The following is a 14,703-nucleotide window of genomic DNA, read 5'->3' as shown; positions in this document are numbered from 1 at the left end:
CTGTCCGCGGACCGGCCGGTGCAGGAAGCGAACCAGGACCCCTTCCCGCGCCCCGCGTCCGCACCCAGGACCGCACCGCCCGCCGGCGCACTGGTCAGCGCAGCCCGGGCGGCGCGGCCCGCCTCCGCGGCGGAGCCCGGAACGGACCCGGCCCCCGGCCGCTCGTCGAAGCGAGCGGCCGGGGGCCGTGACACGAAGCAGCCGCAGCGGCGGTGACTCCTAGTACCAGCTGTGGGCCTGCCAGAACGACCAGGCGCCGCAGGGGCTGCCGTAGCGGTCGTTCATGTAGCTGAGGCCCCACTGGATCTGGGTCGCCGGGTTGGTGCGCCAGTCGGCACCGGCCGAGGCCATCTTGTTGCCGGGCAGCGCCTGCACCAGACCGTACGCGCCGGAGCTCCGGTTGGTCGCGGTGTAGTCCCAGCCGCTCTCGCGCTTCACGATCTGGCTGAAGCACTGGAACTGGGTGTCGTTGCCGACGATCTGCCGCGCGATGTCCTGCACCGAGCCCGGGCTGACCGAGATGGCCGGCGCGGAGGGGGTGCTGTTGTCGGTGGCGGCCATCGCCGAGCGGGCCTTGGAACGGTTGGCGGCGGCCTCGTCGGCCTTCCGCTTGTCGTCGGCGACCTTGGCGGCGTCGGCCTTGGCCTGAGCATCGGCCTTCGCCTGGGCGTCCGCGGCGGCCTTCTGGCGCGCGGCCTCCTCGGCGGCCTTCTGCTCCGCGGCGGCCTTGGCGGCGGCATCGGCGGAGGCCTGCTGGGCGGATGCCTGCTGGCCGATGTTGTCACTGATGGTCTGCGCCTGGGCGCCAGAGGGGACTTCGGCAAGCAGGGTCGCGCCGGCGACGTCGACCGTCTGCGTCGTCTTGCCCTCGCTGCCCGAGGCCATACCCACGACGGCACCGACAGCGGTGACGGCGGTGGCGGAGGCCACAGCAACTCCCCGGACCGAGATCCGAGTCACATGGTTTCCTTCCAGCATCGCCCATGCGTGACCGTACGGGCGCAACATGCCCCTTGGCACGGACCTCCGTACGGTGCTCTGGTCACGGGAGGTGCTGGCCCGGCGTCCGGCCGAGGTGAGGCGACCGGGCGTTGGAATCGGGCGGCGTACGGCTCATCGGTCTTCAATTGTGCGTCCACCGACCGGAGTTGGCGGACCATCCGGGCCGGGCTCCCGGAGTCCGGAAGCCCTGCCACGCCGTACGCGGGGCCTGACAGAACCCTCACCATGCCGCACCGGGCACGGTCGACGCAATTCCCGCCCGCGTGGCGCATGTCACATTCACCACACGGGAGTTCTCCGGACAGAAAGCACTCGATGTGATGAAAGGGACGAGGCCCGCCCCGTCAGGAGCGGGCCTCATGCCCGGAGTTGACCGGATTGTCCGACTATGTCCCGGTCAGGGACGGATCACGGGTGGATGTCCTCCAGCATCTCCGTGACCAGCGCCGCGATCGGCGAACGCTCCGAGCGGGTGAGGGTGATGTGCGCGAACAGCGGATGCCCCTTCAGCTTCTCCACCACCGCCACCACGCCGTCGTACCGGCCCACCCGGAGGTTGTCCCGCTGCGCCACGTCGTGGGTGAGCACCACCCGCGAGCCCTGGCCGATCCGGGACAGCACCGTCAGCAGGACGTTCCGCTCCAGCGACTGCGCCTCGTCCACGATCACGAAGGCGTCGTGCAGCGAGCGCCCCCGGATGTGGGTGAGCGGCAGGACCTCCAGCATCCCCCGCGCGATGACCTCCTCGATCACGTCCGGGGTGGTGACGGCGGAGAGGGTGTCGAAGACCGCCTGCGCCCAGGGGCTCATCTTCTCCGTCTCGGAGCCCGGCAGGTAGCCGAGTTCCTGCCCGCCGACCGCGTACAGCGGCCGGAAGACCATCACCTTGCGATGCTGCCTCCGCTCCAGCACCGCCTCCAGCCCCGCACAGAGCGCCAGCGCGGACTTGCCCGTGCCGGCCCGGCCGCCCATCGAGACGATGCCGACCTCGGGGTCGAGCAGCAGGTCCAGCGCCACCCGCTGCTCGGCGCTGCGCCCGCGCAGGCCGAACGCCTCCCGCTCGCCGCGCACCAGCCGGACCCGTCCGTCGCCGGTGACCCGGCCGAGGGCCCGGCCGCGCTCCGAGGTGAGCACCAGTCCGGTGTGGACGGGCAGCTCGGCGGCCCCCTCGACGTCAACCGAGGCGTCGTGGCCGGCCGCGAACAGCGCGTCCACCTCCTCGGCCCGGACGTGCAGTTCGGACATGCCCGTCCAGCCGGAGGTGATCGCCAGCTCGGCCCGGTACTCCTCGGCGAGCAGGCCCACCGAGCTGGCCTTGATGCGCAGCGGCAGGTCCTTGGAGACGACGGTGACGTCGTAGCCCTCGGCCTGCAGGTTGCGGGCGACCGCGAGGATCCGGGTGTCCGCCTCGCCGCCGCCGGACCGGTAACCGGCCGGCAGTATCGACAGGTCGGAGTGGTTGAGCTCGACCCGGATGGTGCCGCCGAGCTCGCCGACCGGGATCGGCTCGTCGAGCCGGCCGTGGCGGATGCGGTAGTCGTCGAGGAGTCGCAGCGCCTGGCGGGCGAAGTAGCCCAGCTCGGGGTGGTGCCGCTTGGCCTCCAACTCGGTGACGACGACGACCGGGAGGACGACCTCGTGCTCGTCGAAGCGGGTCATGGCGAGAGGGTCCGCCAGGAGCACGCTGGTGTCGAGAACGTACGTGCGCCGGTCTGGTGTCCGGCGGCTCTTGGAACTGACCACTAGGCCTCCAGAGCGGATGACCCTGCGTCATCCGCGGCAAGCCGGCCCCCGCTGCCCCGGTGGCCTCGGGACCGGACTGACTGGAGTATTCCCAGGCGAGGGGCGGTGCATTCGCGCCCCCGGCGAACTGACGGATCATTGCCGGTGAACGTTTGGCCTCGCGTGGCGGCCGGGTAGGCCAGCCCTACTGGGGGTCAACCAGAGGCGCTTACAGTCCCAGGCGCCGGTGCCGCTGCTCGAAGGCGCGCAGCGCCCGCAGGAAGTCGACCTTGCGGAAGGCCGGCCAGTAGGCCTCGCAGAAGTAGAACTCGCTGTGCGCGCTCTGCCAGAGCAGGAAGCCGGAGAGGCGCTGTTCGCCCGAGGTGCGGATGATCAGGTCCGGGTCGGGCTGGTTGCGGGTGTAGAGGTGCTCGGCGATGTGCTCGACGTCCAGGATCTCGGCCAGTTCCTCGATCGAGGTGCCGCGCCCGGCGTGCTCCTGGAGCAGCGAGCGGACGGCGTCGGCGATCTCGTGCCGGCCGCCGTAGCCGACCGCGACGTTGACGGTGATGCCGTCGATCCCGGCGGTCTCCTCGGCGGCCCGCTTGAGCACGTCGGCGGTGTGCTGCGGGAGCAGGTCCAGCGCGCCGACCGGGTGCACCTTCCAGCGGCGGGCGGCGGCGAGACCGGTGACGGCGTCCTCGATGATCCCGAGCAGCGGGACGAGCTCGTCGGCGGGCCGGTCGAGGTTGTCGGTGGAGAGCATCCAGAGGGTGACGACCTTGACGTGGGTCTCGTCGCACCAGCCGAGGAACTCGCTGATCTTGTCGGCGCCGCGCTGGTGGCCGTACACGGTGGAGCCGCCGGCGGCCTTGGCCCAGCGGCGGTTGCCGTCCAGGATCACGCCGATGTGGTGCGGGGTGCGCGCGAGGTGGACCTCGACGCGGCGGCCGTAGAGCCCGTACACACCGTCCAGCAGGGTGCGCAGCCCCGGCGTGCGTTCCACGACATCGCGCAGACCCATGTTCTCGGCCCCTCCGTACTCATTTCGGCGGGTGCGTCACCACCCCGTCGCAGCCTACTCCGGCGGGCGGGCCACCGGTAAAACCGCAGGTAGCGGTCTGGTCACGGTCCTGTGCGAAGTCTGTCCCGGCGCGTGTGTCGCGAGGTGGGGCGAGGGGTCGGGAGGATCGTCGGGCGGGGGGTCGTCGGCGGGGGGCGCGGCGACGGATACGGAACGGTCTCCGGTTCCTTAAAGAATCCGTAAGCCGACTGTCCAATGCTTGACGACCGGCAATGGTCTAGTCCAGCTTTTGATCCGGGACGGAACGAGATCCACGAAAAGCGTTCTCGGGCCGGTCCCGTCCCAGGCACGACTGCGGACCTCCCTCCCCCACACGCGGCCACCGCGACCCCCACCGCGGCGGCCGCTCCTTCCCCAGGAGCGTCACCTCCATGGCCCGTACGCTGAACCAGCCCGCGCACAAGCGCCGGCGCAGCCCGTTCCCGGCCGTCGCGGCCGGTGCGACCGCCCTCGCTTTGGCCGGCGGTAGCCTCGCCCTCTTCGCCGGCGGCGCGAGCGCGGCCGTCGGCAACCTGGTCACCAACGGCGGCTTCGAGAGCGGCCTCGCCGGCTGGACCTGTACCGGCACCGCCACCACCGTCGGCAGCCCGGTCCACTCCGGCACCGGCGCGCTCCAGGCCACGCCGGGCGCCGCGGACACCGCCGAGTGCACCCAGACCGTCAGCGTGCTGCCCAACACCAGCTACTCGCTGAGCGCGTGGGTGCAGGGCCCGTACGTCTACCTCGGCGCGCGCGGCACCGGCGGCACCGACCCGAGCACCTGGTTCAACCACAACAGCTGGAACCAGCTGTCCACCACGTTCACCACCGGCGCGAACGCCACCAGCATCACGCTGTTCCTGCACGGCTGGTACGGGCAGAGCGCCTACCTCGCCGACGACGTCAGCCTGATCGGCCCGGGCGGCACCCCGGCGCCGAGCCCGACCGCCACGGCCACCCCGTCGCCGACCGGCACGCCGACGCCGACCCAGACCCCCACGCAGACCCCCACCCCGACGGCCACGCCGACCCCCACGGCCACGCCGACCGGCACCACCCCGCCGGCCACCGGCCTGCCCGCGCACGCGATCACCGGCTACTGGCAGAACTTCGACAACGGCTCGACCCCGCAGCGCCTGAGCGACGTCCAGAGCGCCTACGACATCATCGCGGTCTCCTTCGCCGACGCCGTGCCGACCCAGACCGGCGCGATCAGCTTCACGCTGGACCCGGGCCTGTCCAAGGCCCTCGGCGGCTACACCGACGCGCAGTTCCGCGCCGACATCAAGGCCAAGCAGGCGGCCGGCAAGAAGGTCGTCCTCTCCATCGGCGGCCAGAACGGCGCCATCACGGTCGGCGACGCGACCGCCGGTGCCGCGTTCGCCAACAGCGCCTCCGCGATCATCAAGGACTACGGCTTCGACGGCGTCGACGTCGACCTGGAGAACGGCGTCCAGCCCGGCCCGCTCGGCGACGCGCTGCACGCCCTGCAGGCCAAGGTCGGCCCGGGCTTCATCCTGACGATGGCCCCCGAGACCATCGGGATATACAGCACCGCCGGCGCCTACTTCCAGCTGGCGCTGAACACCAAGGACATCCTCACCGTCGTCAACACCCAGTTCTACAACTCGGGCGGCATGAACGGCTGCGACGGCAAGGTCTACAACCAGGGCACCGTCGACTTCATCACCTCGCAGGTCTGCACCCACATCCAGGGCGGCCTGCGGCCCGACCAGGTCGGCATCGGCGTCCCCGCCTCCTCGAAGGCGGCCGGCGGCGGCTACGTCGACCCGTCGGTGGTGAACAACGCGCTGAACTGCCTTTCCACCGGCAACAACTGCGGCAGCTTCGTCCCGCCGGCCAAGTGGCCGACCATCCGCGGCGCGATGACCTGGTCCACCAACTGGGACGCCAACAACGGCAACACGTTCTCCAACACGGTCGGCCCGTTCGTCCACAAGATGCCGTGAGCGCCCGCTAGACCGTAACTCCCCTCGACGTGCTGCCCCTTGAGGGTGGGGCCTGCGCGCCGGCGGCGGGCCCGCCGTACCCGTCCGGTACGGCGGGCCCCGTCCGTGTCCGCCCCGGCTACCGGGCCAGCACCGCCAGCAGGGTGCCGAGCAGCAGGAACGGGCCCACCGGGACGTCCAGTCCGCGCACCGACCGGCGGCGGGCCAGGGCGGCGGCGGCCCGGAGGATCGCCCACCCGCCGGCCAGCAGGACGGTGAAGAACAGCCCGCTGAGCGCCGCGCCCCAGCCGTACCAGCCGAGCAGACCGCCCAGGGCGAACGCCAGCGGGGAGTCCCCCGGGCCCATCAGGCCCAGCCAGACGGGCAGTTCGAAGAGGGCCCCGGCCGTCAGCGCCACCAGCAGGCAGCGCACGAGCACCCCCGGCCGGCCCTCGGCCAGCGCCGCCACCGCCAGCAGCACGGCCAGCCCGGCGGCCAGCGGCAGGGTCAGCCGGTACGGCAGCCGGCGCACCCGGCCGTCGACGAAGGCGAGCACCACGCCGAGCGCGGCCGCCCAGCCCAGCGCCGCGGCCGACGGGCCGTCCGCGGCGAGCACCACCGCCACGGCGACCGCCACCGCGGCCGGCTCCACCGTCCAGGCGCCGGCACCCAGCCGCTCGCGGCAGCCCGGGCAGCGCCCGGTCGGCGGCAGCACCCGCGGCGGCCGCCCGCACACCGGGCAGGCGAGGCACCAGGGTTCGCCTTCGGGCACGGCGAACCGGGCGACCAGGCCCCGCAGCAGTGGAGCCATCAGAAAACCGGCCAGTACGGCCCCGGCGGCGGCTAGCATCACCGGCGCAACCCCCTCTCGATCGGCGCCCACATGACAAGTGGGACACCCGGCGGGCGGGGCCCACCGACCACATCATCCAACGGGGGAGAGACCATGACGAAGACCCAGTCGATAGGAAAGACCGCCCGGGCCGGCGTCCCGGTGGCGGCGCTCGCGCTGCTGCTGACCGCCTGCGGGCCGGACAACACCGACCCGGCCGCGAGCACGGGCGCCCCGGCCGCGCCGTCCGCCACCGCCTCGGCGCCCGCCGGTACACCCACCGGCACCGCTCCCCCGGCCACCGGCGCCCCCGCGCCCGGCGGGTCGAGCGCTCCCGCGGCCGGGGGCGCACCGCAGCCGGCGGCCACCGCCGGGGACAACAACGTCACCCAGATCAGCTACGACCGCCCGCTCTCGCTCGGTGCCACCGGTCGCTACCTGGGCAAGTCCTCGACCGTGGACGCCACCGCGCTCTCGATCACCAAGGGCACCGCCGCCGAGATCGCCCCGTTCGGCTTCATGCCGGACCTGACCAGCGGCAAGACCCCCTACTACGTCACCATGACGTTCACCAACCGCACCGGAAAGGCGCTGGACCAGGACGCCTACATGATGCGCGTGTGGGTGAAGCCCAAGGACCACTCGGCGGGCGCCCTGCCGGCGCCCACCCTGCAGAAGTCCATCCCGCAGTGCGACACCAAGTCGCTGGTGACGCTCGCGGACGGGCAGTCGGTGAAGCTGTGTGCCGTCTATCTCGTTCCGAACGACAACCCGCCCGCGTTCCTCACGTACGGGAACATCCTCGACACCGCGCCCCTGGTTTGGAAGGTCGGCTGACGGCCCCACCTGCCGATCCAAGGAGGCCGCTCCGGGCCCGGCGGCACGTGTGCTCGGACACGTGCTGCCGGGCCCGGCCGTGCCCCTAAAGTAAGCAGGCATGCAGGTCATCCAGTCCAGCAAGCTCGCCAACGTCTGTTACGACATCCGCGGCCCGGTGCTCGACGAGGCGATGCGGCTGGAGGAACAGGGCCACCGCATCCTCAAGCTCAACACCGGCAACCCCGCCGTGTTCGGCTTCGACGCGCCCCCGGAGATCCTCCAGGACATCCTGCGCAACCTCGCGAGCGCGCACGGGTACGGCGACTCCAAGGGCCTGCTCTCCGCCCGCCGCGCCGTCGTCATGCACTACGAGGACCGCGGCCTGCACGGCCTCACCGTCGAGGACGTCTTCCTCGGCAACGGCGTCTCCGAGCTGATCCAGCTCGCGATGACCGCGCTGCTCGACGACGGCGACGAGGTGCTCGTCCCGGCGCCCGACTACCCGCTCTGGACCGCCTCCGTCTCGCTGGCCGGCGGCACCGCCGTGCACTACCGCTGCGACGAGCAGGCCGAGTGGTACCCGGACCTCGCCGACATCGAGGCCAAGGTCACCGACCGGACCCGGGCCATCGTGGTGATCAACCCGAACAACCCGACCGGCGCGGTCTACCCGCGCGAGGTGCTGGAGGGCATCGTCGAGATCGCCCGGCGGCACAAGCTGGTCGTCTACGCGGACGAGATCTACGACAAGATCCTCTACGACGACGCCGAGCACATCCCGCTGGCCACCCTCGCGCCGGACCTCTTCTGCGTCACCTTCAACGGCCTCTCCAAGGCCTACCGGGTGGCCGGCTTCCGCTCCGGCTGGATGGTCCTGTCCGGCGAGCGGACCCGGGCCGGCAGCTACATCGAGGGCCTCACCGTGCTCGCCTCGATGCGGCTGTGCGCCAACATGCCCGCCCAGCACGCGGTGGCCGCGGCGCTCGGCGGCCGGCAGTCGATCCGCGACCTCGTCCTGCCCGGCGGGCGGCTGCTCGCCTCGCGCGACGCCGCGTACACGCTGCTGAACGAGATCCCGGGCGTCAGCTGCGTCAAGCCGAAGGGCGCGCTGTACGCGTTCCCACGGCTGGACCCGAAGGTCTACAAGATCAAGGACGACGCCCAAATGGTCCTCGACCTGCTGCGCGCCGAGCGCATCCTGCTGGTCCAGGGCACCGGCTTCAACTGGCCCGAGCCGGACCACTTCCGGCTGGTCACGCTGCCCCGGGCCGAGGAGATCACCGACGCGGTGACCAGGATCGGGGACTTCCTCGGCGGCTACGCCCAGCCCTGAGCCTGATCTTCAAGGCTGAGGGCAAGCGGAGAAACGCTACGGCCGGAGTCCCGGTCCGGACGATCTCCTTGGTCGGGGAAAGATCGTCCGGTGGGGCTCCGGCCGTCCTGCCGCTCGGCCGGCGCGCAGTTCGTGCAGCGCACCGGCCGTTGTCACGGCTGAGGCTCAAACTCAGCCGAGACGCGCGACCAGGTCCCGGTACTCGTCCCACAGCTCCTTCGGGGTGTGGTCGCCGAACAGCTCCAGGTGGGCCGGCACGAGCGCGGCCTCCTGGCGCCAGATGTCGGCGTCCACGGTGAAGAGCAGGTCGAGGTCCTCCTTGGACAGCTCCAGGCCGTCCAGGTCGAAGCCGTCGGTGGTGGGCAGCACGCCGATCGGGGTCTTCACACCCTCGCCGGTGCCCTCCAGCCGCTCGACGACCCACTTGAGCACGCGGCTGTTCTCGCCGTAGCCGGGCCAGACGAACTTGCCCTCGGCGTTCTTGCGGAACCAGTTCACGTAGTAGATCTTCGGCAGCTTCGACGCGTCCGCCTGCGCGCCGATCTTCAGCCAGTGGGCGAAGTAGTCGCCCATGTTGTAGCCGCAGAACGGCAGCATCGCGAACGGGTCGCGGCGCAGCTCGCCCACGGTGCCCTCGGCGGCGGCGGTCTTCTCGGAGGCGATGTTGGCGCCGAGGAAGACGCCGTGCTGCCAGTCGAAGGACTCGGTCACCAGCGGGACGGCGGTGGCGCGCCGGCCGCCGAACAGGATCGCCGAGATCGGCACGCCCGCCTGGTCCTCCCACTCGGGGGCGATGGTCGGGCACTGCGCGGCCGGGACGGCGAAGCGGGCGTTCGGGTGGGCGGCCGGGGTGCCGGACTCGGGGGTCCAGTCGTTGCCGCGCCAGTCGGTGAGGTGCGCCGGGGGCTCCTCGGTGAGGCCCTCCCACCACACGTCGCCGTCGTCGGTGAGGGCGACGTTGGTGAAGACCGTGTTGCCCCAGAGGGTGTCGATCGCGTTGGCGTTGGTGTCCACGCCGGTGCCGGGGGCGACGCCGAAGAAGCCGGCCTCCGGGTTGATGGCGTAGAGACGGCCGTCGGCGCCGAAGCGCATCCAGGCGATGTCGTCGCCGATCGTCTCGACCTTCCAGCCCGGGATGGTGGGCTGGAGCATGGCCAGGTTGGTCTTGCCGCAGGCCGACGGGAAGGCGGCGGCGACGTACTTGGGCTCCGCCTCGCCCGCGGGGCCGGCCGGCGGGGTGAGCTTGAGGATGAGCATGTGCTCGGCCAGCCAGCCCTCGTCGCGGGCCATGGTCGAGGCGATGCGCAGCGCGTAGCACTTCTTGCCGAGCAGGGCGTTGCCGCCGTAGCCGGAGCCGAACGACCAGATCTCCTTGGTCTCCGGGAAGTGCGAGATGTACTTGGTGCTGTTGCACGGCCAGGCGACGTCCGCCTCGCCCTCGGCGAGCGGGGCACCGACGGTGTGCACGGCCTTGACGAAGTCGCCGTCCTCGCCGAGCTGGTCGAGCACGGCCTTGCCCATGCGGGTCATCACGCGCATCGACACGGCGACGTAGGCGGAGTCGGTGATCTCGACGCCGTAGGCGGCCAGCGGGGAGCCGACCGGGCCCATCGAGAACGGCACGACGTACATCGTGCGGCCCTTCATCGCGCCGCGGAACAGACCCTTCTCACCACTGAAGATCTCCCGCATCTCGGCGGGGGCCTTCCAGTTGTTGGTCGGGCCGGCGTCCTTCTCCTGCTCGGAGCAGATGAAGGTGCGGTCCTCCACGCGCGCCACGTCCGTGGGGTCCGAGGCGGCGTAGTAGGAGTTGGGGCGCTTCTCCTCGTTCAGCTTCTTGAAGGTGCCCTGAGCCACCAGCAGGTCCGCGAGGCGCTGGTACTCCTCGTCGGATCCGTCGCACCACTCGATGCGGGCCGGCTCGGTGAGCTCCGCGATCTCGCTCACCCAGGCCAGCAGGCGCTGGTGCCGGGTGGGCGCGGATGCGCTGACAGCAGAGATCTCGTACGACACGATCGCTCCGTTTCACGCCATCTCGGCGGGGAGACGGCGTAGCGGGGGTCTGAGGGTGCTTGCAGCGTAGCTCCGGCCTTCGGGCCCGATTGGGGCGCGGCGGTGAAATTGACGCATGCTTTACTACAGTAAGTATGGTTACTCGCGAGTAACAGGTCGCTCACGTCCCGGCCGGAGTGCGCGAGGCCACACTTCAATTGCTCCAAAACGTCCAAGAGTGATGATCGCCACTTCCTACGCGCGAGTAACCTACGGATCCGTAGGTAACGGGTAGCATGCTGCGCATGATTGCTGCTGAGCTCGCGGAGCGCGCGGGGAATCCGCCGGAGGGCAAGCCGAAGTGGCGCGGCTGGCTGCACGCCGGGATGTTCCCCGCCACGGTCGCCGCCGGGATCGTGCTGATCTGCCTGGCCGACTCCACGCCCGCCAAGATCGCGTGCGCGATCTACTCGGTCAGCGCCTGGCTGCTGTTCGGGGTCAGCGCGGTCTACCACCGCTTCAACTGGGGCCCGCGTGGCGACGCCGTCCTGCGCCGGCTGGACCACGCGAACATCTTCCTGATCATCGCGGGCACCTACACGCCGTTCACGATGCTGCTGCTGAAGGGCGCCGCCCAGGAGGTGCTGCTCTGGGCGGTCTGGGGCGGCGCGCTGGCCGGGATAGCGTTCCGGGTGTTCTGGGTCGGCGCGCCGCGCTGGCTGTACACCCCGGTGTACATAGCGCTGGGCTGGGCCGCCGCGTTCTTCCTGCCGGACTTCCTGCACACCGGCGGCGTCGCCGTCCTGGTGCTGATGATCGTCGGCGGGGTGCTCTACAGCATCGGCGGCGTGGTGTACGGGCTCAAGCGGCCCAACCCGTCACCGCACTGGTTCGGGTTCCACGAGGTGTTCCACGCCTTCACCCTCGGCGCGTTCATCGTGCAGTACGTCGGGGTCTCACTGGTGGCCTACAGCGCGGCCGGCTGAGTCGGGCGCACTTCGGCGGGCGGTCGTCCGGTCCACGTCCACGGACCGGGTGACCGCCCGTTCCGCTGTCCACGGGCGCTCGTGCGGCGCCCGGCCGTCCGGGCGGCGCAGGTGGAGCCGGCGGTCGGCGACACCCGTGCGGCCGCGCGACTGCCGGGCGTCCAGCGCCTCGCGGGCCCGGCGGCAGCGCTCGCAGTGCGCCGCGTCCGGGGTGGCCTTGGACGGGCGGTGCCCGCCCGGCGCGTCCGGCCGATGGAGGGCCCGCCAGCGCTGCGCGACGTACACCATGACCAGCAGCACCTCGACCCCGGCGACCGCCAGGACCAGCGCGGCACCGTTGATCAGATAGGCCGCGACCACGGCCAGCGCGGACGTGACCACCACGGCCGCGCCCCACACCTGGGCACTCGTCTGCTTGTCGTCCCTATCGGCCACTTCGGCTCCCCTTTCACGGTGCCGGGCTCGTGGTCGGCTCCTGCCGCCCCACCCCTTCTCCGCTCTCGGCACGCGTCGGCCAGCACTGACCGATTGCCACATGGTATCTACCGACAGTCACTCGCAGCTGCCTCCGCGCGGCGAACGCCAGATCAACGTTGCGTCAATTCCACGTGCGGAAGCAGCACTTCCAGCACACACCACGCAGCGTGCGCGCGCGGATACTCATCTCAGCGTATTGACGGCCACCATCTTTTGAGAGTTACTGTCATTTGACAGAGACTTCCCGCCGACGCACCCGGAGGTAGCCGTGCCCGCCACTCCGCCCGCTCACCGGACCACCGAACCGGCAGCCGACCCGCGCCGCTGGCTCGCCCTGGTCGCCGTCGCCCTGAGCGTCCTGGTGATCAGCTTCGACATGACGATCCTCAACGTCGCCCTGCCCACGCTCGCCTCGCAGCTGCAGGCCGGCACCGGGCAGCAGCAGTGGATCGTCGACTCCTACACCGTCGTCTTCGCCGCCGTGATGCTCCCGGCCGGCCTGCTCGGCGACCGCTTCGGCCGCCGCCGCACGCTCACCACCGGCCTCGCCCTGTTCGGCCTCGCCTCCGCGATCGGCATGCTCACCGACTCCCCCGGCACCCTGATCGCCGCCCGCGCCGCGATGGGCCTGGCCGGCGCGCTGGTCATGCCGATGTCCATGGCCGTGATCCCCGGGCTGTTCCCGCCCGCCGAACAGCGCCGGGCCACCGCGATCCTGGCCGCCGCGCTCGCCGCCGGCACCCCGCTCGGACCGCTCATCGGCGGCTTCCTGCTCCAGCACTTCTGGTGGGGCTCGGTCTTCGCGATCAACATCCCGCTCACCGCGATCGGTATCGCCGCCTGCGTCCTGCTGCTCCCCGAGAGCCGCAACCCCGCCGCGCCCCGGATGGACCTGCCCGGCACCGCGCTCGCCGCCGGCGGCCTCGGCGCGCTCACCTACGGCATCATCGAGGGCCCCGACCGCGGCTGGACCGACCCGCTGGTGCTCGGCATGCTCGGCGGCTCGGTGCTCGCCCTCACCGCACTGGTGCTGCGCAGCCGCCGGCAGCGCGACCCGATGCTCGACCTCGCCCTGCTCGCCGACCGCACCTACCGCTGGTCCGCCGTCGCGGCCACGCTGGTCTCGCTCGTCCTGTTCGGCGCGTTCTTCGTCCTGCCGCTCTACTTCCAGAGCGTGCTCGGCGCGGACGCCTTCGGCACCGGCCTGCGGCTGATGCCGATGATGCTCGGCCTGATGGTCGCCGCGAAGCTCACCGACCGGCTGGTCGTCCGGATCGGCGCCCGCACGGTGATCACCGTCGGCCTGGCCCTGCTCGCCGCCGCCCTGCTGATCGGCAGCCGTACCAGCACCGCCGACGGCTACGGACGGGCCGCGCTCTGGCTCACCCTGCTCGGCCTCGGCATGGGCCTGTCGATCATCACCGCCCAGGCCTCCGCCCTGATCACCCTGCCGCCCGCCAGGGCCGGGGTCGGCTCCGGGCTGCTGCAGACCCTGCGCCAGGTCGGCGGCGCGATCGGGGTCGCCGTCTTCGGCAGCCTGCTGGCCGGCGCGTACCGGGGCGCGCTCGACACCACCGGGCTGCCCGCCGAGGCCGCCCACCGGGCCGGGCAGTCGGTCGTCGCCGCCGACGCCGTCGCCCGGGCCGGCGGAAACCCGGCGCTCGCCGCCTCCGCGCACGGCGCGTACGTCCACGGCATGACGGTGGTGCTGCTCGCCGCCGGGCTGATCGCGGTGCTCTCGGCGCTGCTGGTCGCGATGCGGATGCCGGCCGCCGACCCGCGCGGAGGCGGGGCGGAGGCGGCACCCGAGCCGGAGTCCGCGGCCGCCTCGCCCGCCGGAGATCACCGATAATCGAAGGCATGAACAGCAAGCAGCCGACCGCGGCACCCCCGGACGCCCCGGCCAACCCGGTCCAGGCACTCCTGGAGGCGCCGCTGTCGCTGCGCGAGCGCAAGAAACTGAAGACCCGCCAGACGATCCGCCGCGAGGCGTACCGGCTGATCACCGAACAGGGCTACGAGAACACCACGGTGGAGCAGATCGCGGCGGCCGCCGAGGTCTCGCCGTCCACGTTCTTCCGGTACTTCGCCACCAAGGAGGACCTCGTCCTCACCGACGAGTACGACCCGGTGGTTCTCGACACCCTGCTGGCGCGGCCCGCCGACGAACCGTTCCTCCAGTCCTGCCGGGAGTCCATGATCGGCCTGATCCGCGACCTGCTCCAGCACGAACGCCAGGAACTGCTCATCCGGATGCGGCTGGTCACCGAGGTCCCGGCGCTGCGGGCCGGGCTGTCCCGCAGCAGCAGCAGCCCGCAGGAGCTCTACCTCGCCGCGCTGACCCGGCGGGCCGGGGTCGAGGAGCCCACCCTCGACATGCGGATCACCGCCGCCGCCATCGGCGCCGCCACCACCGAGGCCGTGCTGCAGTGGGCCGAGTCCGACGGCGTGGAGGACATCGTGACGCTGGTCGACCACACCTTCGCCGTGCTGGCGAGCGGCTTCGCCGGGGTGTAGGCGCTGGTCCG

At 71.7% G+C, this 14,703-nt stretch carries 12 protein-coding genes; 6 read left to right on the top strand and 6 right to left on the bottom strand.

The window, feature by feature from the left end:
* Positions 1-219 precede the first annotated feature (219 nt).
* The 3 genes from KV557_RS29040 to KV557_RS29030 all read right to left on the bottom strand — a co-directional run bounded on the left by KV557_RS29040 (position 220) and on the right by KV557_RS29030 (position 3,748).
* A complete protein-coding gene (locus KV557_RS29040; protein WP_445156345.1) occupies positions 220-960 on the bottom strand; it encodes a transglycosylase SLT domain-containing protein in 741 nt (246 codons plus the stop codon).
* Between the two features lie 450 nt (positions 961-1,410).
* On the bottom strand, positions 1,411-2,745 hold the full coding sequence (locus KV557_RS29035; RefSeq protein WP_218204497.1) for a PhoH family protein: 1,335 nt from the start codon (positions 2,743-2,745) through the stop codon (positions 1,411-1,413).
* Positions 2,746-2,953: 208 nt separating this feature from the next.
* Positions 2,954-3,748, bottom strand: a complete 795-nt coding sequence (locus tag KV557_RS29030) for an isoprenyl transferase (protein ID WP_218204496.1) — start codon at positions 3,746-3,748, stop codon at positions 2,954-2,956.
* Positions 3,749-4,179: 431 nt separating this feature from the next.
* Between KV557_RS29030 and KV557_RS29025 the strand changes: the two genes are divergently transcribed.
* Positions 4,180-5,757: a chitinase gene (locus KV557_RS29025; protein WP_218204495.1), complete on the top strand. Its 1,578-nt coding sequence runs from the start codon at positions 4,180-4,182 to the stop codon at positions 5,755-5,757.
* A gap of 118 nt (positions 5,758-5,875) precedes the next feature.
* On the opposite strand, the gene KV557_RS29020 is transcribed toward KV557_RS29025, so the two are convergent.
* On the bottom strand, positions 5,876-6,547 hold the full coding sequence (locus tag KV557_RS29020) for a prepilin peptidase (RefSeq protein WP_218204494.1): 672 nt from the start codon (positions 6,545-6,547) through the stop codon (positions 5,876-5,878).
* Positions 6,548-6,682: 135 nt separating this feature from the next.
* Here KV557_RS29020 and KV557_RS29015 point away from each other — a divergent pair, with 135 nt between their 5' ends.
* Together KV557_RS29015 and KV557_RS29010 are read left to right on the top strand one after the other, a co-directional pair.
* Positions 6,683-7,405 carry a hypothetical protein gene (locus tag KV557_RS29015; protein WP_218204493.1) on the top strand — a complete coding sequence of 241 codons (723 nt, stop codon included), beginning with the start codon at positions 6,683-6,685 and terminating at the stop codon, positions 7,403-7,405.
* Between the two features lie 100 nt (positions 7,406-7,505).
* Positions 7,506-8,720 carry a pyridoxal phosphate-dependent aminotransferase gene (locus KV557_RS29010; RefSeq protein ID WP_218204492.1) on the top strand — a complete coding sequence of 405 codons (1,215 nt, stop codon included), beginning with the start codon at positions 7,506-7,508 and terminating at the stop codon, positions 8,718-8,720.
* A 171-nt stretch (positions 8,721-8,891) separates the two neighbouring features.
* On the opposite strand, the gene KV557_RS29005 is transcribed toward KV557_RS29010, so the two are convergent.
* Positions 8,892-10,733 carry a phosphoenolpyruvate carboxykinase (GTP) gene (locus KV557_RS29005; RefSeq protein ID WP_218204491.1) on the bottom strand — a complete coding sequence of 614 codons (1,842 nt, stop codon included), beginning with the start codon at positions 10,731-10,733 and terminating at the stop codon, positions 8,892-8,894.
* 284 nt (positions 10,734-11,017) lie between these two features.
* On the opposite strand from KV557_RS29005, the gene trhA reads away from it, so the two are divergent.
* Positions 11,018-11,698, top strand: a complete 681-nt coding sequence (gene trhA, locus KV557_RS29000) for a PAQR family membrane homeostasis protein TrhA (RefSeq protein ID WP_218204490.1) — start codon at positions 11,018-11,020, stop codon at positions 11,696-11,698.
* Here the strand turns inward: trhA and KV557_RS28995 are convergent.
* Positions 11,669-12,133 (bottom strand): hypothetical protein, encoded by a 465-nt coding sequence (locus KV557_RS28995; protein WP_218204489.1) that lies wholly within the window; start codon positions 12,131-12,133, stop codon positions 11,669-11,671. The genes trhA and KV557_RS28995 overlap by 30 nt on opposite strands.
* Before the next feature lie 310 nt (positions 12,134-12,443).
* On the opposite strand from KV557_RS28995, the gene KV557_RS28990 reads away from it, so the two are divergent.
* Together KV557_RS28990 and KV557_RS28985 are read left to right on the top strand one after the other, a co-directional pair.
* Entirely contained in the window at positions 12,444-14,027 is a 1,584-nt protein-coding gene (locus KV557_RS28990; protein WP_308130129.1) for an MFS transporter, read from the top strand.
* Positions 14,028-14,035: 8 nt separating this feature from the next.
* Complete coding sequence (locus KV557_RS28985; protein WP_218204488.1) at positions 14,036-14,692, top strand: TetR family transcriptional regulator; 657 nt, start codon at positions 14,036-14,038, stop codon at positions 14,690-14,692.
* The last annotated feature ends 11 nt before the right edge of the window (positions 14,693-14,703 follow it).

The sequence above is a fragment of the Kitasatospora aureofaciens genome (assembly GCF_019192735.1).
Lineage (GTDB): Bacteria > Actinomycetota > Actinomycetes > Streptomycetales > Streptomycetaceae > Kitasatospora > Kitasatospora aureofaciens_A.
Note: the sequence above shows the minus strand (reverse complement) of the source record. Positions and strands in the feature narration are given on the sequence as shown.